Raw genomic sequence first — 24,013 nt, forward strand, 5'->3', positions numbered from 1 at the left:
TATGTATATTGTGTAAAAGGTGGTGATACCTATGATGGTGGGTTTAATGCAGTTTATCTATCGTTTATTAAACCCTATTGAAGAGAATAATCCTCGTATGTATCACTTTGATATTGCCTATGGGCAACTCATAGGAATGCTGCTATTAACACTCATATGTTATCAATTTACTATTGTAGGTGAAGGCGTATATTTAGATGCTATACGTGCGTTTATACGCAATTCTTCGTTATTAGTAAGGTGGGAATCGCTATCTCTTCCAGTAGGTCAACATGAAATACAACTTTTTTTGGAACAGATGGGTAGTCCTAGAGAATTTTGGAATATGGGTCGCTTTGCATGGGTAATCGGAAAAGTTATTTTCATGGCATGTATCATTATAGTTTATGCGGTTGCTCAACAGCGTAAATTTTATGTTCGAACTGTTACAACCGGTATTTTGCATATCATGTCATTTGCTCAACTTGTTGTGGCATTGATTACTTTTACAGCAGGGATTATGCTGATTTTAACTTCGGTACCATTAATACTGCAAGCAATCATTGGCTTCTGTATGATTGTGCTATGTGTTTTAAGTACCGTATTATTGTTACAAACTATGGGACGTATTGTGGGAGCATGTATTAATGGGACCCCTTATGAAGGTTTGATTCTAATGTTGATTGCTCTTTTGGTAGCACACGTGTTTGAATGGATTTATATGTTGACTCGATAAAATACATATGATATATCTAGGACGAGACATGGCTCGTCCTTTTTTACTAGTTTTAAACTAAAAGGAGCATTTATGACATGGAATAAGGATATATTGCATTTATTTACCAGGCTTAGCGAACAATCTTTTCAGAATATTATCAATTATGGATCTCATACAAGAGCCATTCTGAATCTAGTCGTATCTACTATTGTATTATATATAATGACCTATAGCTTACCGTTTATGGTGAAAGTTATATCTCCAATGCTCGGAATTAAACGGATTACTGGGTTAACTCATTTTGATGTAATTAGTATTTTAGCAAGTTCTGTATTTTTAATTTTTCAAATTATCATCGGTTCATTTGTTATATGGCGCTTACTTGTTTTATTAGGTGGTCGTGGTACTTATGGTGGGGTATTGCGCAATTATATATATGGATTAGCTTATACAAATGCACTTCGCACGGTTGTCTTAGTATTAATTCATATACTAGGGATTATTTTTTTCTCTTTGTCTCTTCAAAAATATGTAGGGGATATGGCTTATCTTATTACGATGTTCAGCCAGTATTATGCCGTGTTCATTGTAGCCCAATTAATGAGACGTTATGTTGAATTAGGTATCATTAAAACCTATATTGTTATCTTTATTGTGGCATTATTATCTGTCTCTGTATTACCTCAATGGATTCGCTTTGTTCATACTCTCTTCAAATGATGTATTATAATAAGACTTAAAAAAACCGCAAGATAAAATTCTTGCGGTTTTTGTTCACTCTATAATAAGTTGGGCTTCGTAGTGTTGTAATAATAGCGCCACATTATCTTCGTCGTATTCGATTTGTTGTGACCATCTAGCAATTTGTTTTAATGGTTGTCCCTCTAAGGCGCTGGCTATAAGTATATAGTCAGTACCATCCTTTGCATAGGCTAAGATAGATTCCAAGGAATAATCTGATAGCATATCGATTTGGCGATACAATATATATTGGTACACTTTGTTAAATAGGCTCATATCCTCTTGCTGTATATAGGTCTGTACGGATGCGATGAGTTGGTCTAGTTTACTAGATAATGTATTAACTTGTGCTGTCCAATTCTCATCGATGGGTTCCGTTTGTTTATATAGGTCTAATAGTTCTTTGAAAGACTGCTTTGAGGGCTTTGGCGTATATTGGAATAGATTAGGATCTAAATCAAAGGCTAATAATTCAAAAATATTGTGGAGTGTTAATCGCTCCTCAGAGTTGAATTCATTATGGTCATCTTCAATTGTAAAGAGGAGAAAGTCCATCGGTTCTTGTTGGGCTAATAGTTCAACCGATGCTTCACAAGATAATCCAACGCCACATAGTTCTAAGTCTTCAATGTATTTATAAAAGCGTGGATGCATATGACAGGTGTCACAAAGTCCTTCTTCTCCTAATTCAAGAACTACTTTGCATAGACCTTTCTCATTGAGTAAGGGACACATAGATTGTGCTTTAGAAAAGATAAAATGACTGCCTTCATCATCAACAGTGATGGCTTGGCGTAAGTTTTCACCAAGAGAGCCAGTCATAGCATGGTAACGTTTAGCAGTAGGCTCATCTATATCGATGGTCCACAGCTGACAACATGTATTTTCGCATTGATCGGCCTTGCATTGAAATGCGTGATATATAGTGGGGTAAATTGAAATCATAGTTAGCTCACATGTAGTTACAAAAATGAATCTATGTGCATTGTATCATAGGGCGTAGGTACATGCACTAATTATATAAATAAAGATTATAAACCGCGTTGATTTAGTGTATAATTGTATATATATTGTTATGATAACTGTTTGAGATATGGAGGAACCAATGAGATCATTTTTTGTAAAAGGTAGCCTTGTATTGGCCTTGGCAGCGGCATTTGGCATGCCAAATGCAAGTGCAGCCCCTTTAGTAGCTGTAGAGCCAACTGTGGCAGTTGTTGATGGCAACCATGCGGCGATTGTAGGCGCTAATGGTTTATTAAATGCCTTTATCCAAAATCATCCAAATGCAGGAATTACGGAAATCGCCTTTGATGCGGATGGAGGTCAAATTAAGTATGATGTTGAAGGTTTTGATGAATCTGGCAAGTATGAGTTAACGTATATCTATGCTACTAATCAAATCTTTGAAAAGCGCGAAGGGGACTTCCATAAATCACTAAAGAAAAAATCGTTTGATCCTCGGGAAATCTTACCGCCTGCAGCTGTGGTGAACTTTGCTTACGCCCAAACAAAAGGTAAAGCTGTGAGCCTTAATGAATGGGCTGTGCGCTATGATAAAGGTAAGATCGTGTACAAAGTTAGCTTTGGTACAGCAGATAATAAAGAGGTACATGTGCGTATGGATGCAATGAATGGTAAATTGCTATCTGTTAAATTTGACGATTAATATATGATTGACTAGTTATTATATCTTAATAGTGCCTAGTTATTTTATTCTGAATATAATAATTAAATGCCTTAATACTATTTTTCTTAAAAAAATAACTAGTATTGAGGCATTTTTTGTGAAAGTTTGCTCATGAATGTGAAATTTTAGATATCGATACGTATATTTTGAAGCCGTTTATCCCTTATATATGGGATAAACGGCTTTTGATATGTTTTTCATGGAATTTTTAAGTATAAAGTAAATCCCATAGGATTTCATAGGAATTATATATAAATTCATTCTAAACTCACTATAAAATAAGCTTTTAATAATGCTTCTACATTTTGACTTCATAGACTGTCGATAGTATGTGTACCAGTCGAAAGACAAACTCAAGTATATCTGAAATTTCCAAGCTATATATCTACAAGTCCATGCTAGATATATGTTTTGGAACTTACATGATGACATTGAGTTGACTGGAAATATACATGCGTAAAGTTGCATGTAAATGAATTAATAAGGAGGACAAGATGAAAAAATCTATTTTAAAAAGTAGTATTGCTTTAGCAGTGGCTGGCGTATTTGGTGCCACTGTAGCTGTAACAGCAGCTGAACCAGTAACTCCAATGCCTGTTACACAAGAAACAGCGAGTGCAGCGACTCCAGCACAACCAGTTACTGATCCAGTAGTTCCTACTACAGCGGTGGCTCCAGATGTGGCTACTACTGCAGTTGCACCTAAAACTCCGGTAGCTCCTGTAGCAGACGGTAATCAAGTAGGTACCGCAGTTCGTAATACTACACCAGTTCCAACAGCTACACAAGATGTTAAAACACCAGTAGCTCAAGAAACTGTAGTACCTAGTACAGAAAATCCTGCAGCAGCAGTTCCTACTATTGAAACTGCATCTGTAGCTAAAGCTCCTAGTGAAACAAGAGTAGTACGCGGTGGCGATAAAAAATCAGAATCTGTAGCAAAGCATGATAAAGAAGTTAAAAATACTAAAAAAGCTGCAGTAGACAAAGCGCCTAAAGTAAAAGTTGTGAAAGACGAAAAAAAAGCTGATAAAGAAGAGCCTACTAAAGAGGAAAAAAAAACTCTAAAAGTAGAAAATCACAACCTAGCACAACCAATCAGCAAGAAGGCGTAGTAGACCAAAATAGTATTTTCGTAGTTGGTGCTAATTATTTAATTGACCAATTCGAAAGTAAATTTGGAAACTCCAAAATCACTAATGTATCCTTCAAAACTCAAGGTAAAACTGCCATCTATGAAGTAGCTGGTTTTAATACTAGTGGTGCTCATTCTATGACTCTAGATGTGGCTACTGGTAATGTAACTGATGGTACTCCTAAAGCATATGATGCATCTATGGAAGCTAGTGCTATTGATGCCGGAACAGTAATACCTCCACATGTGGCAATTAATGCAGCTTTCGTACAGTCTGGCAAGGTAGCGACTGGTATTAATGCGTGGTCTCTTGCTAATCAAAATGGAAAATCACTATATACCATAGAATTCCATGATGCACAAAATAAACCGATATCCGTTGTATTGGATGCTAAAACAGGGACGGTAGCAAAATAAGTTGATCTCCTATTCTATAGCGCTGTAAAGCAAACCCTTTCAAAAACGAACACTAAGCACTCAAAACTATACACACATAACATAAATACACTTACACACACATACACAACACACAAAAACACACAAAAACACACACAATAAACAACACACACAATAAACAATTACACACAGCCCTCTGGATTGGATAGATAAACATTGACTCTCTCCTATGCCATCTATCGTTCAGAGGGCCCCTTATGAATTGTGGTTCCCTCCGAATCATAAGATTATATACTTGGTATATATACTCTCTCTCACAATAAGAACGTAACTGCTTTACAGCACGCTGGGTATAGGAGAGCAAGAAAGCCCGTATCACATGTAGAATTCTACATGTGATACGGGCTTTCTTTATTTTACATAGGTTAAATATATTGTCGTGGTACGCGCTCTGAGAATCCACAAAAGATCTCATAAGGAATTGTGGAAGCAAGGGCTGCAATTTCTAAAGCAGAAATGCTTTCATGACCTTGAGACCCTAGAAGCACCACCTTATCGCCAGGCTTTACCGTGATTGTATCCGGAACAGAAACCATGAATTGATCCATACAAATACGACCTACTACGGGACAACGAGTGCCATGAATCAGTACGGTGCCCCGATTGGATAAACTACGAGGGTAGCCATCCGCATAGCCTACAGGGATAGTAGCAATTGTCATTGGTTCAGTTGTGATATAGGTAGATCCATATCCAATGCCTTCGCCAGCAGGGATATGTTGTACATGAACAACTTCACTATGGAAAGATAAAACAGGTTTTAAGCCCAATCGATTTGGCACATCAAGAGATGGCATGATACCGTATTGAATAATACCAGGACGAGCATCTGTGAATAGACTATCTTTGACAGATAAAAGACCTGCACTGTTGGCGAGGGAGAAACGGTAATCTGCTTCTGGACGGAATGCTCGTATTTCATCTACCATGCGATGAAATTTTTGCGTTTGGCTATGGGCGTGTGATTGATCCGCCGCATCAGCATTGCTCATGTGAGAGAAGAATCCGTCTATTTCCAAATTTTCGTAGGACTCAATGCGTTTGATAAACTCAATGGCATCCTCAGGCTTGATACCGATGCGATGCATGCCTGTATCAACGGCAACAGCAACGCGAATAATCATGTCGTGATTATCGGCTACTTTATTGAGTGATTCCAAGTCGGTAGATTCACAAACGGCAGGAATCGAATTAGTGTCTGCCACAAGTTCAAAGGATTGTGGCCTTGTGAGACCTAATAAATAAATAGGTACCATAATACCTGCATTGCGAAGTGGTACGGACTCCTCTGGAATAGCAACGGCTAAGGATTCGTAACCTTCCTCCACGGCAATACGCCCCATCATAACACTGCCGTGGCCGTAGCCATTGGCCTTGATGACAGCTGTAGACGTACTCCATTCAGGTAAACTATCTTTAATTTTACGCAAATTCTCGCGAACGAGACTTGTATTTATGGTCAAATAGGTAGGTCTCATTGTATTCCTCAATTCTATATAACATTACTTTTATTTTATAACTTTTGGGGAATTACACAATACTTTTGTGAAAGTTATATACAGAAAAATGAGTTTTACTTTGAATTTTATAGGATTTATACATATATTATATACAATTATTGTGAAAGTATACTAATTAGTTGTGAAAGTATATTAATTGGTATAGGTAGTTGATATATAATAGAAGTTATTTTAGTATAAAATTATATAAATAATAGTATAATTTATGTATAATTTATATAGAAGTGGTATTACCTATGTTTTAGGCTATTCAATTTAGGAGGTTCTCATGAGTGAACGTGTAGTAGTGGTAAATGCAGGTAAAATGAATTATGACCATGCATTGGATTTCTCCATATTATCTAATGATGTGCAGGTCTACGAAGATAGTACGAATGCTGAGCTTATTGAACGGATTCAAGGTGCTCGTGTTGTGGTTACAAAAGAATTGCCTGTAAGTGCCGAATTGCTTTCACAATTTCCTGATACTGTAGAGCTTATCGTAGAAGCAGGTACTGGCTATAATAATATTGACCTTGATGCAGCAAAGAAAAAGGGCATCACTGTGTGCAATATTCCTGCGTATAGCACAGAGCGTGTAGCACATACAGTGATCATGATGATCCTCAATTTTGCTTCTACCATGCAGCAACAAATTGGTATGCTTGTTAAAGGTGATCGCAGCAATTTCACGAAATACCTTCAAGTGAGCCATACAGAAGTGAATGGTAAAACATTAGGTGTTGTCGGAGCTGGTCACATCGGTATGGAAGTCATCAAAGTTGCAAAAGCGCTAGGCATGAACATCTTAGTGCATACACGTACACCAAAGGCTGATGGTGATGGCATTCGTTATGTGAGCCTTGATGAACTGCTAGAAAATAGTGACTATATTTCCTTACATTGCCCGCTAAATGACCAAACTAAACATCTTATTAATAAAAAAACAATCGGTAAGATGAAGCCTAATGCGGTCATTGTGAATACGGGCCGTGGACTTCTCATTAATGAAAGGGATCTTTGTGAAGCATTAGCCGCTAAACGTATCGCTGGGGCCGGTCTCGATGTACAAGAGGTAGAGCCTCCTGCAGAGGATAGTCCTCTCTATACACTAGATAACGTCATCATTACTCCGCACATGGGTTGGAAAGGCCTTGAAACACGTCAACGCTTGGTAGGCATTATTCGAGATAATGTACAAGCCTTCTTTAAGGGGGAACCAATCAATGTTGTATCTTGATAAATTTTAAATAATTATATAATAGGTTCTATAACGGCATGGAAGTAATTGTCTAATTCTGTAGGCGATTCTTTCATGCCGTTTTTTACCCACCATAACACCATTTCCACAAAGCTACCTGAAATATGATTAATAATAAAGTCATCCGGTAGATTTGTATTTGCTTTACGGTCTTGGTTGATAAAATATCCTTGTACCAACTCATTTAGATGATCCCTGAAATAGCGCAAAAAGATTTCGTTATTATCACTAGCTAGTAGTTCGAGGATTTTATTTTCATTTTGCTGTAAATGTTGTAATAAATGACCAAATACTGAGACAGGGTAAATACTTTGTTGATACAGCCCATGAGCATGCGGTAAGTGATTAATACTATCTTTTATATGTAAAAATAAGTCTTCGCAGAGTGCTTCTAGCAATGCTTCTTTTGTGTCGAAATGAGCATAAAAGGTGGTGCGGCCAATGTCTGCGGCACTAATGATTTCTTGAACGGTGATTTTGTCATACGCCTTATTAGATAATAATTTGTTAAAAGCTATAAATATGGCTTTACGAGTTTTTTTCTGTCTACGATCCATAATAACTCCTGTCATTCTTTAAGTACAGAATAGCGTATATGTTCCATAATGAACATATACGCTGTTTTATATATTGTATTAATACCATAGGTTGATACAATTAAAATGAACAAGGTGTTCGCTATTGTAATTATTGTACTGTAAGTATAGTTGTAATTCAATTCATATTGATTGGGAAAGTCTGATAAGGGGATTGCCATATGGTACATCGAATACATGATATATTATCTGGTTTATATATGACGATTTTAGCGGGGCTATTTTTACTGCTTGATGGAATTCCGCATTTGATAGAAGAGTTTTGTGGACAGAGACTATTTCAAAATATAATCCCTTTTGAACCTTCCTGGATTACCGTTATTATTTGTGGTTTTCCTCTTGTATATTTATCTATACGAAGGATTATATATAATAAGGGGATTAGTAAAATCTCGTCAGCTTTATTGATTTCCATGGCTATGTTTGCGGCCATTGCTATTGGAGATATATTTGCGGCTGGTGAGGTCGCCTTTATTATGGCTTTAGGCGCTCTCCTTGAAGAAGCAACTACGGAGCGAGCAAAAAAAGGGTTAAAGAAGTTAATTTCATTAGCACCTGTTAAGGGTCGTAAAATACAAGATAACAAAGAAATGATGGTTCCTGTAGAGTCTATACAAAGTGGTGATTATTTACGAATCCTTCCGGGCGAAACGATGCCTGTAGATGGACGCATTATTAATGGTGAAACAACGGTAGATCAATCTATTATGACAGGAGAGTCTATCCCTGTTGATAAAACAATTGATGATGATGTATTTGGCGGAACGATTAACTGTTTTGGTGCCATAGATATTATAGCTACCAAAGTGGGCGAAGATAGTTCTATTCAAAAAATGATTCAACTTATTAAAAATGCGGAACAGAAACAGGCTCCGATTCAGCGTATAGCTGATATTGTTGCTAGTCGATTGGTTCCTATTGCATTGATGATTGCATGTATAGGCTATTTAGTAACTGGTAATATCATCGTCGGTGTTACTGTGTTGGTTGTGTTTTGTCCTTGTGCATTGGTGCTTGCTACACCTACTGCGGTTATGGCCGCTATTGGTCAAGCTACTAAACATGGCGTTATTATTAAATCTGGTGAAATTCTTGAAACTATGGGAAAAGTAGATACCATGGCATTTGATAAAACCGGCACATTAACACGTGGTCAGTTATCAGTTCAATCTATTTTAGCCGTTGATACAGATTATAGTGAGATTGATATTCTTCAATTAGCTGCATCTGTAGAGGCTAAGAGCGAACATCCTATTGGCAAGGCTATCGTTTCTCATGCCATAGAGCAAGATTTAGAAATACTTGATACTACTTCATTTACGATGTCTGTAGGTAAAGGGATTATAGCCGTAATAAAAGGTCGGGAATTATATTGTGGAAATGAACGATTTCTTGAAGAGCATAATATTATTGTATGTGATTCTATTCAAAAAGCCATTAATGTATATCGAAGTGAAGGAAAGGTATCTGTCATTATTGCAGATAAAGAGCATATTATAGGTATCATTACATTATCTGATACAATGCGAAATGATGCGATAAATATGATATCTGCTATCTCAAGCTTAGATATGACAACAGTATTACTTACTGGTGATAGTAAAGAAGCAGCTACATATATTGGAAAGAAATCTGGCGTTTCCGAAATACATGCGGAGCTTTTACCAGGAGAAAAAGTAAGTATTATCGAATCATTGCAAGGGAAACATCATAAGGTTTGTATGGTTGGCGATGGAATTAACGATGCACCGGCTATGAAGACTGCTGATGTGAGTATTGCAATGGGGACTATTGGTAGTGATATTGCCATAGAAACAGCAGACATTGCTTTGATGAGTGATGACCTTAGTAAAATTCCTTATATTAAACGATTATCAGATGCTACGATTAAAACTATAAAATTTAGTATTGCTTTATCAATGGTCATTAATTGTATCGCTATTATTCTCTCATTGCTTGAGGTTTTGACGCCTACTACAGGTGCATTAGTGCATAATGTGGGATCTTGTTTAGTGGTCCTCATCGCTGCCCGTTTGTATGATAGAAAGTTTATTTAAATGCAATAAGAGCCGTCCCCGGTTGTATGGGGGCGGCTCTATTGATTAGGGCTATCATAGATCAAGTCTTGGTATATATATTTATATATATCAAGGGAGGTAGTTATCCTCAAACTTGATTATGATTGATGTTGTGTTTTGATGGGACTCCACCAATGGCGTCTATAGGCCTTGATGCCTTCCACCACGGTTCTTGTCGCTTTAGCTGCAATATCTTTCGTTGCAGCTGGGATGCCCTCTAGGCGATAGGGAATACCTAACTCCTTATATTTAGCAATACCCATAACGTGATAAGGTAAGCAATCAACGGCTTGTAAATTTTTCAGAGATCCTAGGAAAAAGCCTAGACGATAGTGACGATCGGCATTATCTGTAATCGTAGGGACTACTACGTGACGAACCCAAATCGGAACTTCCACGTCTGCCGTCAATCGAGCAAACCCGAGAATGGGCTCTAACGGTTTACCCGTTAACCATAAATGCTTGGCTGGATCGATTTCCTTAATGTCTAGGATGACGAGACTAGTTACACTGAGTAATTTACGGTATGCCACCTCTTGGTGGGGGTCAAAACAAATTCCACTTGTATCTAAACAGGTATGGACGTTTCTTTCACGGAAATATGTGAAAAGCTCAATAACAAAGTCGATTTGCATAAGAGCTTCCCCACCTGTGACGGTGATACCACCATTAGTATAAAATTGGCGGTTACGTTCGTACTGGTCCCATAATTCCTTTACGGTCATGAATTTAGCATTATCGCTAGTTTCATCCCATGTATCAGGATTATGGCAATAAGCACAGCGCATGGGGCATCCTTGAAGAAATACCACCATGCGCATGCCTGGACCATCAACCGTACCCATCGTTTCAACCGAATGAATACGTCCAGTCATAGGAAACCTCGATTAGATACGTTGATGGAATGTACGGGAAATAACTTCGTCCTGTTGTTGTTTTGTCAATTTGTTGAAGTGCACCGCATAACCGGATACACGAATCGTCAATTGAGGGTACAACTCAGGATGTTTTTGAGCGTCTAACAATGTTTCACGAGTAAACACGTTAACGTTCAAATGATGGCCGCCCTTTTGGGAATAACCATCCAATAACTCTACCAAGTTATCAACTTGTTGGTTGCTCATGGGTATAACCTCCTTTCAACCAAGACTAACACTCGTATCGGTGCCGGTGAAAGCAGTCCGATACTGTGGAAGATTTTATTTATCTTCCTTTATAGTAACATTTGGTTCGCTGCATGCGAAGTTTGTATTGCTGTTAGGCAATTGAGAAGGGTCTAACTCAATATCAAAATCGCTGACGGAAACAAATGTTTCACCAGATTTACCTAATGCGTCCGGAATGATAGAGAAGGTATTAGAAATACCATCGGAGCAATCACGCCATGGCATTTTAGCTACGGATGCCAACGAGGATACAGCACCGTGAGAATCACGACCGTGCATTGGGTTCGCGCCAGGAGCGAAAGCTTCGCCAGCTTTACGGCCATCTGGAGTAGAACCTGTAGCAGTACCATATACTACGTTGGAAGTAATTGTTAACAAGCTCATAGTTGGAACGGATTGACGATATGTAGGATGTTTACGAATCTTGTTCATAAATGTGGAAACAACCTTTGCTGCCAAGCTATCTACACGGTCATCATCGTTACCATATTTAGGGAAGTCACCTTCGATTTCGAAATCAACAGCGATGCCATTTTCGTCACGGATAGGTTTTACCTTAGCATATTTAATAGCGGATAAGGAGTCTGCTACTACGGATAAACCAGCGATACCAGTTGCAAACCAACGAGTTACCTTGCGGTCATGCAATGCCATTTCTAGTTTTTCATAAGCATATTTATCGTGCATGTAGTGAATGATGTTCAAGGCATTTACATATACGCCTGCCAACCATTCCATCATGTCGTCGAATTTTTCCCATACTTCGTCAAATTCTAAGTATTCGGAAGTGATAGGGCGGTATTTAGGACCAATTTGTTTCTTCAACTTTTCGTCAACGCCACCGTTGATAGCGTAAAGCAAGCATTTCGCCAAGTTGGAACGAGCACCAAAGAATTGCATTTCTTTACCGATACGCATTGGGGATACGCAACATGCGATGGCGTAGTCATCACCAGAGTTAGGACGCATCAATTCGTCATTTTCGTATTGAATGGAAGATGTTTCAATGGATAATTTCGCACAGAAACGGCGGAAACCGATAGGCATGCGAGGGGACCATAATACAGTGAGGTTTGGCTCTGGAGCAGGGCCAAGGTTAGTCAATGTATGTAGGTAACGGAAGGACATCTTAGAAACCAATGTACGGCCGTCAGTACCCATACCACCGATGGATTCAGTGGTCCAAACAGGGTCACCTGTGAACAAATTGTTGTATTCGTGGATACGTGCGAAGCGAACCATGCGCAATTTCATAATGAAATGGTCTACGAATTCTTGGATTTGTTCCTCTGTGTATGTGCCGTTGCGAAGGTCTCGTTCCGCATAGATATCGAGGAATGTGGAGTTACGACCAATGGACATAGCAGCACCGTTTTGCTCTTTAATAGCACCAAGATAGCCGAAGTAAATCCATTGCATAGCTTCACGAACATCCTTAGCTGGTTTGGAAATATCATAGCCATAGGATGCTGCCATTTCTTTCAATTCTTTCAAAGAGCGGATTTGATCTTGTATTTCCTCACGGTCGCGAATAACATCTTCTAGCATGTCACCCATTGTAATGCTAAATTGTTCTTTTTTATCTTCAATGAGATAATCAACCCCGTAAAGAGCGATACGACGATAGTCACCGATAATACGACCGCGGCTGTACGCATCTGGCAAACCAGTTACAATATGAGCTGTACGTGCAGCACGCATTTCTGGAGTATATACATCAAATACGCCATCATTGTGAGTTTTGCGATGTTTCTTGAAGAAGTCCTCTGTTTGCGGATCCATTTTGAATCCGTATTCTTCGATAGCGGATTTTGCCGTACGCAAACCACCATATGGGAACATAGCGCGTTTTAAAGGTTTGTCAGTTTGCAAACCAACGATTGTTTCAAGGTCTTTGTCGATATATCCTGGCGCATGGGCAGTAATGTGTGTGGCCACAGAAGTATCAGCATCGAGCATGCCGCCTTTTTCACGTTCTTCTTCATAAAGCTTCATTACTTGTTCCCACAATTTTGTTGTTCGTTCTGTAGGACCAGAAAGGAAGGAATCGTCCCCTTCATAGGGGATATAGTTTCTTTGAATAAAGTCGCGTACATCAACGGCTTTATCCCACACACCTGTGTTAAAATCTTTCCATGCAGTATGTTGCATTTTGCACCTCCATAAAAGGATATAACTATAGATTTCTATGCCTATAGTGTACAATGTTTGTAGCAATTCTACAATGAATAGATGATATAGATTTTCAATACATACTATGCAATTTTGTGAAGTATCTCATAAATTTCCATAAGCTAAATTGTTTAAATACACCAGTATATATAGGCTTATATGGGATTTTGCTTTTTGCAATTTCATTTAATGTATATATAATAATATGAAATTGCATATCAATATTAATAAAGGAAATAAAAATTTTATTAAAGAGGATGAAGGCGGATTATTCAATAGTATGATTGGATAGTTTATATTTGTGTACTGTTCGGAGGCCGTTTATATCTTGTACAGAATCAGCCTGCAAGTCTTTATAAATGCATGTATATTGTAATGCTACGGAACGTTGCCAGCCAGGAAAACAAGCGTTTCTTTTCTTCACTGACACTATATACTATACTCTGAGCAGCTCTTGTTGAAGAGTAACTGATATTGCTTAAAATAGGAGGTCACATTATGGATTTTAATGAAAAATTACGGGAGTATAGAACACAATCTGGATTATCTCAGGGGAAATTAGCAGAAACACTTAATGTGTCGAGACAGGCCATAACAAAGTGGGAATCGGGCAATGGAATGCCGGATATTTCAAATTTAAAGGCCCTTTCAGGTGTATTCAATGTCTCTGTGGATGAATTGCTTTCAGAAGAAGCGGTTAAACCTCGATATCCTTATGAAAGCATCGTAGAATATGATATCGATGAGATAAAACATTTCGATATTAAACTGGGTTCTGTTAATTGCGTAAAAATGAGAGCTGGAGAGGGTGAGAAGATAAAGGTTCAATTGGTCAGTGATACTATTGAAAATTTGACGGAACTGGTGAAAGTAAAAATCGATGATATCAAAAGGCGTATCGATGTGGATGTAAATTGTTCCAAATCCTTATCTGAAGAGCTTGTAAAAGAACATTTGTGGATTTTTATAAATTTGCCTGAAAAATATATGGGAGATACGGAGCTAGCGACCCATTGTGAAAAACTAGAGCTATTTGATATTATTAGTGAAAAGTTTGAGCTAGACGGAGCGGTTAAAGAAATTTATATTGCCGGCGGTAACAGTCATATAGAGCTGGATAACAACTCTCCAATGGAGATATATGTAGCGGATTATACGGGGCGAATTGATGTGAATCAGATATCGGCGAAATCTCGGCTGCATGTCCCTCACGAGTATGCTTTCAAAGCGGTGAAAAAAGGTATTCGTACTAAATTGCTCTTTGAAGATCGTGGACATCTTGTAGACGATTTTTCTGTGTCTAAATCAGAAAATCAAATTGAAATTAATGGAATCAATAGTGAACTTACAATAGTCAAGTTAAGTGAATAGTTGTATTAACTACATAGACATATCTGCTACATAGTTTTCATAAAGCGTTATTACTTTTTCTAACGACTTTGTTACACATTTTGTAGGTCCCATAAGGAACAAAGCATCCCCTTCATAGGAATAAAAAATATGATTTAATTTATTGTAGTGTTAGGGGTATATTATGGTACTATTGAGATAGTGTTATTAAGCTATAAAACATGTAGATAACATGATCTTGGTAGAATGAATCAAGATAGAAATAATTTGGATAGAATATACGTTAATCAAAGTGGATTATAAGATTGTATAGGCGAATGCTATTGAAAGGTGGATGTTAATGACAAATCGAAAGAAAGCACTTTTAGGTGCTTCTGCTACTATTGCGGTGTGGGCTACTGCATTTCCTTTCAGTAAAATAGCATTACAGTCAGTAGATTCATTGACATTGTCTGTGGCAAGGGTCATGGGTGGCGCTTTACTTATGCTGGTAATCGGTGTTGTAAAAGGGCTACATATACCGACAACATGGCGTGAGTGGGGACTATATATTCTGTTAGGTGCTACAGGGAATTTTCTTTACCAAGTTGTATTTAATGAAGGCTTGCGCACAATTCCAGCGGCCACATCCAGTATTATTATGGCCTTGACTCCGATGACGACAGCACTGATGGCCACGATTATTTATAAGGATACAATACGACCTATAGGATGGCTATTTACCATAACTGCATTTATAGGTGTAGCCATAATTATTCTATGGAATTCCGCCCTTACTATTCCTGTAGGAGCCTTGTGGACTTTGTTAGGGATGATACTCTTTGCAGTGTATAATATTCTAAATCGTGGACTTAGTTTAAAGGGACATAAGCCTATCACTATCGCCATGTGGTCTATGTTTACGGGGGCTATTATGGCATTGCCCTTTGCGGAACATGCTATTGAATTGATTGTGGTGGCACCGATTAGTGCAAAATTTGCTATGGCCTATTTAGCATTCCTATCTAGTGCGTTAGGCTTTGTATTCTGGAGCTATGCCTTGGAACATGCTGAAAAGGTTTCTGATGTAACTAATTTTATGTATATCTCGCCTATAGTGGCAGCTATTGTAGCAGCCTTCTTATTGGGGGAAATACCTAATATGGGTCTCTATATAGGGGCGCCTGTCATTTTAGGATCCCTATATCTCTTTAATCGATATAGATAATTTATTTTTGTTAGTGTTTGAATTGGTTCAGCTTGATGTAAAAAAATAAAATTAGATAAATAGGGATGTGAACCCTTATAAGATAAGAGCTATATAATAAAAGAACCTCAACCTTTTAACTGGTGAGGTTCTTTTTTGGTTTGACAGTCCTTATAAATTGTAGTAATCTAAGTACATAATTAAATCATACCTTATAGATATGTTTTAAATTTAAAATTAATTCCTACTGAATTGTAGGAAAAGAGGTGGTACAGTGATTGCTATACGAAATGTAACGAAAGAGTTTGATGTTAATAAGCAAAAGGTTACTGCATTATCTGATGTAAACTTTACCATAGAAAAAGGCGACATATTTGGCATTATTGGCTTTAGTGGAGCCGGTAAATCTACACTGTTACGCATGATTAATGCTTTAGAGGTACCTACCTCTGGTCATGTTGAAATAGATGGTGTGAATATCAATGGTTTAAGTTTTAACGAGCTCAGAAAGGTTCGTAAGCGCATCGGCATGGTGTTTCAACAGTTCAATTTATTGAATGCTAAATCTGTGTATGATAATGTGGCGATTCCATTAATTCTAAATAAAGTTCCTAAATCAGAGATTGATAATAAGGTTAAAACCTTGTTAGACTTTGTTGATTTAGGTGATAAAGCAAATGCCTATCCAGGAGAATTATCTGGTGGTCAAAAGCAGCGCGTTGGTATTGCTCGTGCGTTGGCTACAGATCCATCAATTCTGCTTTGCGATGAAGCAACAAGTGCTCTTGATCCAGATACAACAGAGTCTATTCTTCAATTATTAGAACGCGTTAATCGTGAACTAGGGGTAACAGTCGTTATCGTAACTCATGAGATAGATGTAATCCAAAAGATATGTAATCGCGTTGTAGTTATGGAACATGGGAAGCTTATCGAGAGAGGTTCTGTACTTGAGGTGTTTAGTAAACCTAAGCATGAAACAACAAAACGATTTGTTAGGACTGTTATTCCTGATGAAATCCCATCTACAGTTAAACATACCTTGGCTTGTGATAAAAGGCCTTACACAATACTTAAAATGCACTTCTTAGGAAATAATACAACTGATAATGTGCTATATCATATTAATAAAACTTTTGATTTAGAAACGAGTGTGTTGTTTGCTACGGTAACAGAGTTAGAGCATACGGTACTTGGAATTTTCATCGTTCAGTTCATTGGTGATGATCTTGAAGTGGGCAAGGTAAAAGAGTATCTTGTGACACAAGGCATTGAATGGCAGGAGGTGGCACTATAATGGATTTCTTTATGCAAGAACTTGGCGTTCCCGGTTCGCAGTTATTACTAGCTGCAGAACAAACATTATATATGGTGTTCCTATCTCTATTCATTGGTACAATACTAGGGTTAATTATTGCAGTTACACTGGTGGTAACAAATTCTAATGGGATTGTTAAAAATAGTGTTGTTTATACCATTACAAATACAATTGTTAATATCGTGCGTTCCGTACCATTTATCATCTTGATGGTGTTTATCTTACCGTTGACTAAGATGATTGTTGGTACTCGTGTGGGCACAACGGCGGCTATTGTACCGCTTGTTATATTCATTGCGCCTTATCTTGCTCGACTCTTTGAAAACTCTATTTTAGAGGTCAATAAAGGCATTATTGAGGCTGCACAGTCTATGGGGGCCTCTCATTTTGAGGTGATTTGGCATTTCCTTTTACCAGAGGCAAAGGGATCGCTTATCTTATCCATTACAACAGGTACTATAGGTCTTATCGGTGCTACTGCTATGGCTGGTGCCATTGGTGCAGGTGGTGTAGGTGACTTGGCTCTTACCTATGGTTATGAACGGTTGAACTTCCCATTGATGCTATTTACCGTTGTTATTTTAATTATTTTTGTTCAAATTATTCAAACAATAGGTAACTACTTTGCACGTCGTGCGCGTCGTTCCTAATTTGATGAAATAGATTTTAGTTATATGGATTGTGAAAGTATAGGAGAATGTACTATGAAATTTAAAAAATTCCTTGCCCTTGGTATGGCATTAGTATTTAGCGTAGCTTTTATCGCAGGTTGCGGCTCTAATAATAGCGATAATGGTGCTAAAAAAGAATTAACCTATAGTAAATCTCAAGGCCCTTATTCTGAATTGTTTGAAAAAGGTGTAAAACCAATTTTAGAAAAACAAGGCTATACCTTCAAAGGTGTAGATATGTCTGACTTGGTACAAGCAGACCAAGTATTGAGTGATGGTGAAGTTGATTTTAATGTTGAACAACATACAGCATACATGAAAAACTTCAACGAAAAACAAAATGGTCATCTTGTAGCATTGACCCCAATTCCAACAGTGCCAGCTGGTATCTTTAGTGGTTCTAAGACATCTTTAGATCAAGTAGCTGATGGCGATACTATTGCAGTTCCTAATGATGCGTCTAACATGGCTCGTGCCTATGCGTTGTTGCAAAAAATCGGTTGGATTAAACTTGATCCTAATAAAGACTTAGCGACAGTCACACAAGCAGATATTATTGAAAATCCTAAACATCTTAAATTTACAGAAATGAAGTCCCTTACAATTCCTTCTGTACGTACTGATTTTGATTATATTGTTATTACAGGAGCTATTATTTATAATGCAAAAATTGATCCTAAATCTGCATTGGCAAATGAAGATGTATTGCCACAATGGTTATTACAACTTGTAGTAAACGAGAAAAACAAAGAGGCTCAATGGGCAAAAGACATTGTAGCAGCTTATCATTCTCAAGAATTTAAGGATTACATGGAAAAAAATAATAACGGTTTATGGTTTGTACCAAAAGGTGAATAAATAAGAGAACCACCGATAAGTTGCAGCTTATCGGTGGTTCTTTTTTCCTATAATTCTATTGTATGGTAATACAAAAAATAAACCAATTAACAGTCAATAACGTCCAATCAAGCGGACAAATGAGTGTTAATCAGTTTATGATTAACAATAGTATACTAAACGAAAAAGATTTAGACAAGCTTCAAAAACAATATAATTATCAGTACTATCAAGCTGCGTGTCATGGGTCGTCACATGATTTTGATTTGTTTGATTTAGGTGCTATTAGGTTAACTACGGAACAAGGTTTGAATAAAATAAGGGTTTCACCTAATGATTTTAATTTATATGAAATTATATATTATAATAAAAAGCAGAATTACTGCTGCTGCTGTACATAAAGGTACAGGTAGTCAGACCAGTAATTCTGCTTCTATGGTTACTATATATGAAATGACGAAAGATATCAATGATGGATATGGAACCCTTCACATTGATGTTAATGGCAATCCTGAATTTTATATACTTATTCCTGCCACATAGTTTTCGTATAGTTCTTTATAGTGACCACCGCGTTTGATGAGTTCGTGGTGTGTTCCTTGTTCTGTGATAGTGCCGGTAAAAATCCAAGTATCTTGCAGTACCATGCCTACCGTGTTGTGTAAGCTTTCACGAGATACGTCGCGAATATCTACGCCATCGTTGATGATTGTGGCCGTTAAGGTTGGTATATATAATGTGCCTGCCACGGTGAGTAACGAAAGAATTGATACGATAATGACTGGAAACCATAAAGATTTTATATAGCGTATAAAAGGTTTCATTTAAATCCTTTCAGTAATTTTAGTTAAATTAATAATTTTCGATATTTATATTGTATTGTATAAAACCAAAAATATCTAGTAAAAACTATTACTAAAAGTTTAGTATTAATCAATAAGTATTATGACGAATATTATATTCTCACTAAAAAAATTCTGCTATACTGTATTAGCAATTTTGCAGTTTTATTTTTAGTAAGGAGTGTTCTTAATGAAGTTGAATTGGAAATTATTTGCACCGCTTGTAGTAGCTATTCTTGTATGGCTCATCGGTGCTCCTGAAGGTCTTAGCGCAAATTCTTGGATTTATGTAAGTATTTTTGCAGGCCTTGTGGTGGGGTTGATTTTAGAACCAATGCCACCAGCTTTCATCGGTATCATTGCTGTTACCGTATCTATGTTATTTAAGGTTGGTCCAGCACCTATTATAGACAAAGCAACTGGTGTAGCAAAGGCTATTACGGATGCCCAAGCTATCAGCTGGGGACTTAGCGGTTTCTCTAATGCTATCGTGTGGTTGATATTCGCAGCATTTATGATCGGTATCGGTTATGAAAATTCTGGTCTTGGTCGACGTATTGCATTGTTCCTCGTAGCCAAGCTTGGAAAGTCCTCTTTAGGCCTTGGGTATGCTATTGCTATTACTGACCTTGTGTTGGCTCCATTTATTCCAAGTAATGCGGCTCGTTCTGGTGGTACGATTTATCCAATTGTATCTAGTATTTGTCCGATGTTCGATTCTTACCCCGATAAGAATCCTCGTAAAATTGGTTCCTATTTGAACTGGGTAGCATTGGCAACAACTTGTGTATCTAGCTCTATTTTCTTGACTGGTGCGGCGCCAAATCCATTGGCTCTTGAATTGTCTGCAAAGTCGGGTATCGTAGCTGCCAACTGGGGCACATGGTTCCTAGCATTCTTGCCAGTGGGTATTATACTATTTATCATCACACCATTATTGACCTATGTATTCTGTAAACCGGAGGTAAAAGGGTCCCCTGAAATTGCAGCATGGGCAAGGGATGAATATAAGAAATTAGGTTCCATGACACGCAGTGAAATCTTCATGGCCTTGATTTCTGTATTGGCTCTTGTGTTGTGGATTGGTGCTTCTACATTTAAAGTGAACCCAACTACAACAGCTTTGATTGTTATTATCTTGATGATTTTCACCAAGATTATGACATGGCAAGACTTCCTTGCTAACAAACCAGCATGGAATGTTTTGACTTGGTTCGCTACACTCGTACCTATGGCTGCGGGTCTTAAAAACGTAGGCTTTTTGGAGTGGCTTGCTAAATCTGCAGGTGGTTCTTTAGTATCCTTAGATCCCACAATGGCAGTTCTTGGTTTGTTATTAGCATTCTGCTTGCTTCGTTACTTCTTTGCTTCTGGCACCGCTTATGTAACTGCCATGGTAGGCTTATTTGCTACTCTAATTCTTCAGATTCCTAGTGTTGATCCAGCTCAAGTTATGTTGATTCTTTTAGTACCAATGGGTATTATGGGTATCCTTACACCATATGGTACTGGTCATAGCCCAATTTGGTTTGCTAGTGGTTATAATAAAGGCCCTGAATTCTGGAAATTAGGTGCTATCTTTGGGATTATCTACCTTGCGATATTTATTGTGGTGGGTATTCCATGGATTCAGTTCGTAATGCCACTTTTAGGATAGGCTTTCCGCCGCCATATGTCTCTCTGCGCTCCATTCGTTGCAAGTCGCTGGACAGACATATGGCGGCTTCTTTTATCCTGAAATGGCAATACTCACTTTGGGAAAAGCAAGTCGAGCTTACAGAACGCTACGAGGGGCTTCCTTTATATCCGAAAATGGCATAGCTCACTTCGGGAGGGCAAGTCGCTGGACAGACATATGGCGGCTTCTTCTATCTCAAAATGGCAATACTCACTTCGGGAGTAGCAAGTCGAGCTTACAGAACACTACGAGGGGCTTTCTTTATATCCGAAAATGGAAAAACTCGACAGAGCTCGACAAATCTAAAAAAATAAATATAATATTGATGTGATAGTAAATATCTTTATTTGGGGTTTCTGATGGAGGTGGTTTATTATTATGTCTGCTACAGAGCGTGTTGTACAGTCGATTTTATATGAGGTGGGCTGTGTTATGATTGGCTGGTCGGTGATGCAGTTTGTTCCTCATGAGGGTCAGCCTCTTGCTTTGATGGTTATTTTTTCCTTACTGGCTATGGTTTGGAATTTTGTGTTTAACTGGATATTTGATAAACTAGTACCAGGTGATCGATTAGCACGAGGTCCTGTAATCCGTACAGTTCATGCGGTGTTGTTTGAAGGTTTGTTTATGCTTGCTACAGTACCGATTATTATGTACATGATGCATATGAGCTTTTGGATGGCCTTTGTTACAGATATAACGATGACATTAGTCATATTAGGTTATACGTATGTTTATAATTGGGTATATGATCGGGTACGTTTATTATTTGTAGAAGCTTAGTTTTAATATATGAGGTAGGTACCTCTTGAAAAATCTATATCGTATAGTAGGAGGTTCTTATGTCTACAAAATCTATTACAGGTACAGGTCTCTTGTTGGCCGTTGCCTTATTGGCGCAAAGCTTGCGCCTCATGTTTCCATTTATTCCAAACCAGGTGAGTATGTTCCTCATCGGTTCCATTACATCTGCTACATTTGTGCTTGCAACGTGGCGCTATGGTTGGAAGAATGGACTCGTCATCGCTTGGATTGCTCCAGTAGTAGCGCATTTACAAGGTATGTTGCCGTTGCCACCATTTATTTTGATTACGGCTCTTGGTACGACTGCGTATGTATTCGTAGCTCACTGGTTACAACATAAACCAAAGGCATTGCTTATCATTGTGGCTGCTTTGGTAAAAGCCGGCGTACTCTTTGGAGGGTATTCCTTGTTCTTCTCCTTGTTCCAATTTCCACCAAAGATTGTAAATACCATGCTTTTCGTATCTAGTTGGCCGCAATTGGTAACTTCGTCATTAGGTATAATTTTGGCATTACTTATTACAAAACGCACTAAATATTAGGTGAACTTAACTTATAGTTATGACAACCCATTCAAAATATATATGACCTTTTAAGGGCACTCAAGACCTATGAGTGCCCATTTTTGTTGACCGTAATCATTGTCTACTTTTATAATTAATATATTGTATACAAATATGAGGAGTTGATAGGAATGAAATTTAATACAAAATGTGTTCACGGCAGTGGCAAACCAGATAGCACTGGTGCCATTTCCCCTGCAATCTATATGTCTAGTACATTTTCCCATCCAAAGTTGGGGGATACAACAGGTTATCAATATTCGCGCGAGTCTAATCCAACGCGCGACCGTTTGGAACAATTGATAGCTGGCCTTGAAGAAGGTACAGATGCATTGGCATTTTCCTCCGGTATGGCAGCTGTGGACGCAGTATTCCATCTATTCTCCCCTGGGGATCATATCATCTTGGGTGATGATTTGTATGGTGGCTCTATCCGCATGTTCACGAATATTTACGAGCAAAATGGTATCGAGTTTACGTATGTAGGCACTTCTGATCTTGATGCGGTGAAAGCGGCTTTTAAACCGAATACAAAGGCTGTATATATTGAAACACCAACAAATCCTATGATGGAGATAACCGATATTCGTGCACTTTGTGCATTGGCTCACGAACGCAATGCGCTAGTAATCATCGACAATACCTTCTTGAGCCCATACTTCCAAAAACCATTGACCTTGGGTGCCGATATTGTTGTTCATAGTGGTACAAAATTCATCGGTGGTCATCACGATGTAATTTCTGGTTTTACTATTGTAAAAGACGAAGAAATCGCTGCAAAATTGCGTTTAACATATAAAACCGTAGGTGCATGTTTATCTGCTATGGATAGCTGGCTCGTTATTCGCGGTGTAAAAACATTGGCTCTACGCATGGAGCAACATCAAAAGAATGCCATTGCTCTTGCTGAATGGCTAAAAAAACAACCAAAAGTAACTAAAGTTTTGTTCCCAGGCCTTCCAGAACATCCTGGTTATGAAATCAATAAAGCTCAAACAACAGGCTTTGGAGGCATGCTATCCTTTGAAGTAGACAGCGAAGAAACGGCTAAACAAGTATTAGAAGGTATTAAGCTTATTCAATTCGCTGAAAGTCTTGGTGGTACAGAATCCTTGTTGACATATCCTGTAACGCAAACACATCCAGATTTAAAACCTGAAGATGCAGAACGTAAAGGTATTACACGTCGTTTGTTGCGTTTATCTGTAGGGATTGAAGATACAGAAGACTTGATTGCAGACTTGGAACAAGCTTTTAATAAATAAAGGAGTTC

Annotated in this window: 24 protein-coding genes; 17 read left to right on the plus strand and 7 right to left on the minus strand. The window is 38.0% G+C overall.

Annotated elements, in window-relative coordinates; all coding sequences use genetic code 11:
- Positions 1-31 precede the first annotated feature (31 nt).
- Entirely contained in the window at positions 32-715 is a 684-nt protein-coding gene (locus tag DWV85_RS06865) for a hypothetical protein (protein ID WP_021147683.1), read from the plus strand.
- Positions 716-787: 72 nt separating this feature from the next.
- A complete protein-coding gene (locus DWV85_RS06870) occupies positions 788-1,417 on the plus strand; it encodes a hypothetical protein (protein WP_024061725.1) in 630 nt (209 codons plus the stop codon).
- Between the two features lie 54 nt (positions 1,418-1,471).
- On the opposite strand, the gene fliB is transcribed toward DWV85_RS06870, so the two are convergent.
- On the minus strand, positions 1,472-2,383 hold the full coding sequence (gene fliB / locus DWV85_RS06875; protein ID WP_123138400.1) for a flagellin lysine-N-methylase: 912 nt from the start codon (positions 2,381-2,383) through the stop codon (positions 1,472-1,474).
- Between the two features lie 160 nt (positions 2,384-2,543).
- Between fliB and DWV85_RS06880 the strand changes: the two genes are divergently transcribed.
- The 3 genes from DWV85_RS06880 to DWV85_RS06890 all read left to right on the plus strand — a co-directional run bounded on the left by DWV85_RS06880 (position 2,544) and on the right by DWV85_RS06890 (position 4,680).
- Positions 2,544-3,107 carry a PepSY domain-containing protein gene (locus DWV85_RS06880; RefSeq protein ID WP_004693970.1) on the plus strand — a complete coding sequence of 188 codons (564 nt, stop codon included), beginning with the start codon at positions 2,544-2,546 and terminating at the stop codon, positions 3,105-3,107.
- A 515-nt stretch (positions 3,108-3,622) separates the two neighbouring features.
- A complete protein-coding gene (locus DWV85_RS06885; RefSeq protein WP_119562388.1) occupies positions 3,623-4,243 on the plus strand; it encodes a ribonuclease E in 621 nt (206 codons plus the stop codon).
- Between the two features lie 158 nt (positions 4,244-4,401).
- A complete protein-coding gene (locus DWV85_RS06890) occupies positions 4,402-4,680 on the plus strand; it encodes a hypothetical protein (protein WP_004693966.1) in 279 nt (92 codons plus the stop codon).
- Positions 4,681-5,084: 404 nt separating this feature from the next.
- On the opposite strand, the gene alr is transcribed toward DWV85_RS06890, so the two are convergent.
- A complete protein-coding gene (gene alr / locus DWV85_RS06895; protein WP_004697849.1) occupies positions 5,085-6,197 on the minus strand; it encodes an alanine racemase in 1,113 nt (370 codons plus the stop codon).
- A gap of 310 nt (positions 6,198-6,507) precedes the next feature.
- On the opposite strand from alr, the gene DWV85_RS06900 reads away from it, so the two are divergent.
- Positions 6,508-7,458: an NAD(P)-dependent oxidoreductase gene (locus DWV85_RS06900; protein ID WP_123138401.1), complete on the plus strand. Its 951-nt coding sequence runs from the start codon at positions 6,508-6,510 to the stop codon at positions 7,456-7,458.
- A 14-nt stretch (positions 7,459-7,472) separates the two neighbouring features.
- Here the strand turns inward: DWV85_RS06900 and DWV85_RS06905 are convergent, their stop codons facing one another.
- Positions 7,473-8,036, minus strand: coding sequence for a TetR/AcrR family transcriptional regulator (locus DWV85_RS06905; protein WP_008603003.1), 564 nt, complete (start codon positions 8,034-8,036; stop codon positions 7,473-7,475).
- A 200-nt stretch (positions 8,037-8,236) separates the two neighbouring features.
- On the opposite strand from DWV85_RS06905, the gene DWV85_RS06910 reads away from it, so the two are divergent.
- Positions 8,237-10,132 (plus strand): cation-translocating P-type ATPase, encoded by a 1,896-nt coding sequence (locus tag DWV85_RS06910; protein WP_012863834.1) that lies wholly within the window; start codon positions 8,237-8,239, stop codon positions 10,130-10,132.
- Positions 10,133-10,251: 119 nt separating this feature from the next.
- Here DWV85_RS06910 and pflA read toward each other — a convergent pair whose 3' ends face one another.
- From pflA to pflB, 3 genes are all read right to left on the minus strand, one after another.
- A complete protein-coding gene (gene pflA, locus DWV85_RS06915) occupies positions 10,252-11,028 on the minus strand; it encodes a pyruvate formate-lyase-activating protein (RefSeq protein WP_004693958.1) in 777 nt (258 codons plus the stop codon).
- Positions 11,029-11,040: 12 nt separating this feature from the next.
- A complete protein-coding gene (gene grcA3 / locus DWV85_RS06920; RefSeq protein WP_004693956.1) occupies positions 11,041-11,277 on the minus strand; it encodes an autonomous glycyl radical cofactor GrcA3 in 237 nt (78 codons plus the stop codon).
- Positions 11,278-11,352: 75 nt separating this feature from the next.
- Positions 11,353-13,470, minus strand: coding sequence for a formate C-acetyltransferase (gene pflB, locus DWV85_RS06925; protein ID WP_123138402.1), 2,118 nt, complete (start codon positions 13,468-13,470; stop codon positions 11,353-11,355).
- A gap of 519 nt (positions 13,471-13,989) precedes the next feature.
- Between pflB and DWV85_RS06930 the strand changes: the two genes are divergently transcribed.
- From DWV85_RS06930 to DWV85_RS06955, 6 genes are all read left to right on the plus strand, one after another.
- Complete coding sequence (locus DWV85_RS06930; RefSeq protein ID WP_123138403.1) at positions 13,990-14,862, plus strand: helix-turn-helix transcriptional regulator; 873 nt, start codon at positions 13,990-13,992, stop codon at positions 14,860-14,862.
- Positions 14,863-15,181: 319 nt separating this feature from the next.
- Entirely contained in the window at positions 15,182-16,048 is an 867-nt protein-coding gene (locus DWV85_RS06935) for an EamA family transporter (protein WP_039965380.1), read from the plus strand.
- Between the two features lie 253 nt (positions 16,049-16,301).
- Positions 16,302-17,324, plus strand: coding sequence for an ATP-binding cassette domain-containing protein (locus tag DWV85_RS06940; protein WP_118091044.1), 1,023 nt, complete (start codon positions 16,302-16,304; stop codon positions 17,322-17,324).
- Positions 17,324-17,995: a methionine ABC transporter permease gene (locus DWV85_RS06945; RefSeq protein ID WP_123138404.1), complete on the plus strand. Its 672-nt coding sequence runs from the start codon at positions 17,324-17,326 to the stop codon at positions 17,993-17,995. The genes DWV85_RS06940 and DWV85_RS06945 overlap by 1 nt, the downstream gene beginning before the upstream one ends.
- A gap of 54 nt (positions 17,996-18,049) precedes the next feature.
- Positions 18,050-18,874, plus strand: coding sequence for a MetQ/NlpA family ABC transporter substrate-binding protein (locus DWV85_RS06950; RefSeq protein WP_008602988.1), 825 nt, complete (start codon positions 18,050-18,052; stop codon positions 18,872-18,874).
- Positions 18,875-19,186: 312 nt separating this feature from the next.
- The gene (locus DWV85_RS06955; protein ID WP_012863840.1) at positions 19,187-19,396 is read left to right on the plus strand and encodes a hypothetical protein; all 210 of its coding nucleotides are present in this window, start codon (positions 19,187-19,189) and stop codon (positions 19,394-19,396) included.
- Here DWV85_RS06955 and DWV85_RS09400 read toward each other — a convergent pair.
- Positions 19,372-19,677 carry a hypothetical protein gene (locus tag DWV85_RS09400; protein WP_077708046.1) on the minus strand — a complete coding sequence of 102 codons (306 nt, stop codon included), beginning with the start codon at positions 19,675-19,677 and terminating at the stop codon, positions 19,372-19,374. The genes DWV85_RS06955 and DWV85_RS09400 overlap by 25 nt on opposite strands.
- A 208-nt stretch (positions 19,678-19,885) precedes the next feature.
- Here DWV85_RS09400 and DWV85_RS06965 point away from each other — a divergent pair, with 208 nt between their 5' ends.
- The 4 genes from DWV85_RS06965 (at position 19,886) to DWV85_RS06980 (ending at position 24,005) form a co-directional block, all read left to right on the plus strand.
- Positions 19,886-21,352, plus strand: coding sequence for a DASS family sodium-coupled anion symporter (locus tag DWV85_RS06965; protein WP_118091041.1), 1,467 nt, complete (start codon positions 19,886-19,888; stop codon positions 21,350-21,352).
- Positions 21,353-21,751: 399 nt separating this feature from the next.
- Positions 21,752-22,156: a PACE efflux transporter gene (locus DWV85_RS06970; RefSeq protein ID WP_123138405.1), complete on the plus strand. Its 405-nt coding sequence runs from the start codon at positions 21,752-21,754 to the stop codon at positions 22,154-22,156.
- A gap of 59 nt (positions 22,157-22,215) precedes the next feature.
- Entirely contained in the window at positions 22,216-22,719 is a 504-nt protein-coding gene (locus DWV85_RS06975; protein ID WP_008602979.1) for a hypothetical protein, read from the plus strand.
- Between the two features lie 152 nt (positions 22,720-22,871).
- A complete protein-coding gene (locus DWV85_RS06980) occupies positions 22,872-24,005 on the plus strand; it encodes a PLP-dependent aspartate aminotransferase family protein (protein ID WP_038125772.1) in 1,134 nt (377 codons plus the stop codon).
- Positions 24,006-24,013 lie beyond the last annotated feature (8 nt).

Source organism: Veillonella sp. AF13-2 (assembly GCF_003603295.1).
In the GTDB taxonomy this organism is placed as follows: domain Bacteria; phylum Bacillota; class Negativicutes; order Veillonellales; family Veillonellaceae; genus Veillonella; species Veillonella parvula_E.

Coding starts and splice junctions, on each gene's coding strand:
- DWV85_RS06935 (WP_039965380.1), top strand. CDS start 15,182: ATGACAAATCGAAAGAAAGCACTTTTAGGTGCTTCTGCTACTATTGCG.
- alr (WP_004697849.1), bottom strand. CDS start 6,197: ATGAGACCTACCTATTTGACCATAAATACAAGTCTCGTTCGCGAGAAT.
- DWV85_RS06910 (WP_012863834.1), top strand. CDS start 8,237: ATGGTACATCGAATACATGATATATTATCTGGTTTATATATGACGATT.
- DWV85_RS06880 (WP_004693970.1), top strand. CDS start 2,544: ATGAGATCATTTTTTGTAAAAGGTAGCCTTGTATTGGCCTTGGCAGCG.
- DWV85_RS06905 (WP_008603003.1), bottom strand. CDS start 8,036: ATGGATCGTAGACAGAAAAAAACTCGTAAAGCCATATTTATAGCTTTT.
- DWV85_RS06885 (WP_119562388.1), top strand. CDS start 3,623: ATGAAAAAATCTATTTTAAAAAGTAGTATTGCTTTAGCAGTGGCTGGC.
- DWV85_RS06955 (WP_012863840.1), top strand. CDS start 19,187: ATGATTTTAATTTATATGAAATTATATATTATAATAAAAAGCAGAATT.
- DWV85_RS06900 (WP_123138401.1), top strand. CDS start 6,508: ATGAGTGAACGTGTAGTAGTGGTAAATGCAGGTAAAATGAATTATGAC.
- fliB (WP_123138400.1), bottom strand. CDS start 2,383: ATGATTTCAATTTACCCCACTATATATCACGCATTTCAATGCAAGGCC.
- pflA (WP_004693958.1), bottom strand. CDS start 11,028: ATGACTGGACGTATTCATTCGGTTGAAACGATGGGTACGGTTGATGGT.
- DWV85_RS09400 (WP_077708046.1), bottom strand. CDS start 19,677: ATGAAACCTTTTATACGCTATATAAAATCTTTATGGTTTCCAGTCATT.
- pflB (WP_123138402.1), bottom strand. CDS start 13,470: ATGCAACATACTGCATGGAAAGATTTTAACACAGGTGTGTGGGATAAA.
- DWV85_RS06980 (WP_038125772.1), top strand. CDS start 22,872: ATGAAATTTAATACAAAATGTGTTCACGGCAGTGGCAAACCAGATAGC.
- DWV85_RS06865 (WP_021147683.1), top strand. CDS start 32: ATGATGGTGGGTTTAATGCAGTTTATCTATCGTTTATTAAACCCTATT.
- DWV85_RS06950 (WP_008602988.1), top strand. CDS start 18,050: ATGAAATTTAAAAAATTCCTTGCCCTTGGTATGGCATTAGTATTTAGC.
- DWV85_RS06930 (WP_123138403.1), top strand. CDS start 13,990: ATGGATTTTAATGAAAAATTACGGGAGTATAGAACACAATCTGGATTA.
- grcA3 (WP_004693956.1), bottom strand. CDS start 11,277: ATGAGCAACCAACAAGTTGATAACTTGGTAGAGTTATTGGATGGTTAT.
- DWV85_RS06975 (WP_008602979.1), top strand. CDS start 22,216: ATGTCTACAAAATCTATTACAGGTACAGGTCTCTTGTTGGCCGTTGCC.
- DWV85_RS06945 (WP_123138404.1), top strand. CDS start 17,324: ATGGATTTCTTTATGCAAGAACTTGGCGTTCCCGGTTCGCAGTTATTA.
- DWV85_RS06970 (WP_123138405.1), top strand. CDS start 21,752: ATGTCTGCTACAGAGCGTGTTGTACAGTCGATTTTATATGAGGTGGGC.
- DWV85_RS06870 (WP_024061725.1), top strand. CDS start 788: ATGACATGGAATAAGGATATATTGCATTTATTTACCAGGCTTAGCGAA.
- DWV85_RS06965 (WP_118091041.1), top strand. CDS start 19,886: ATGAAGTTGAATTGGAAATTATTTGCACCGCTTGTAGTAGCTATTCTT.
- DWV85_RS06890 (WP_004693966.1), top strand. CDS start 4,402: ATGACTCTAGATGTGGCTACTGGTAATGTAACTGATGGTACTCCTAAA.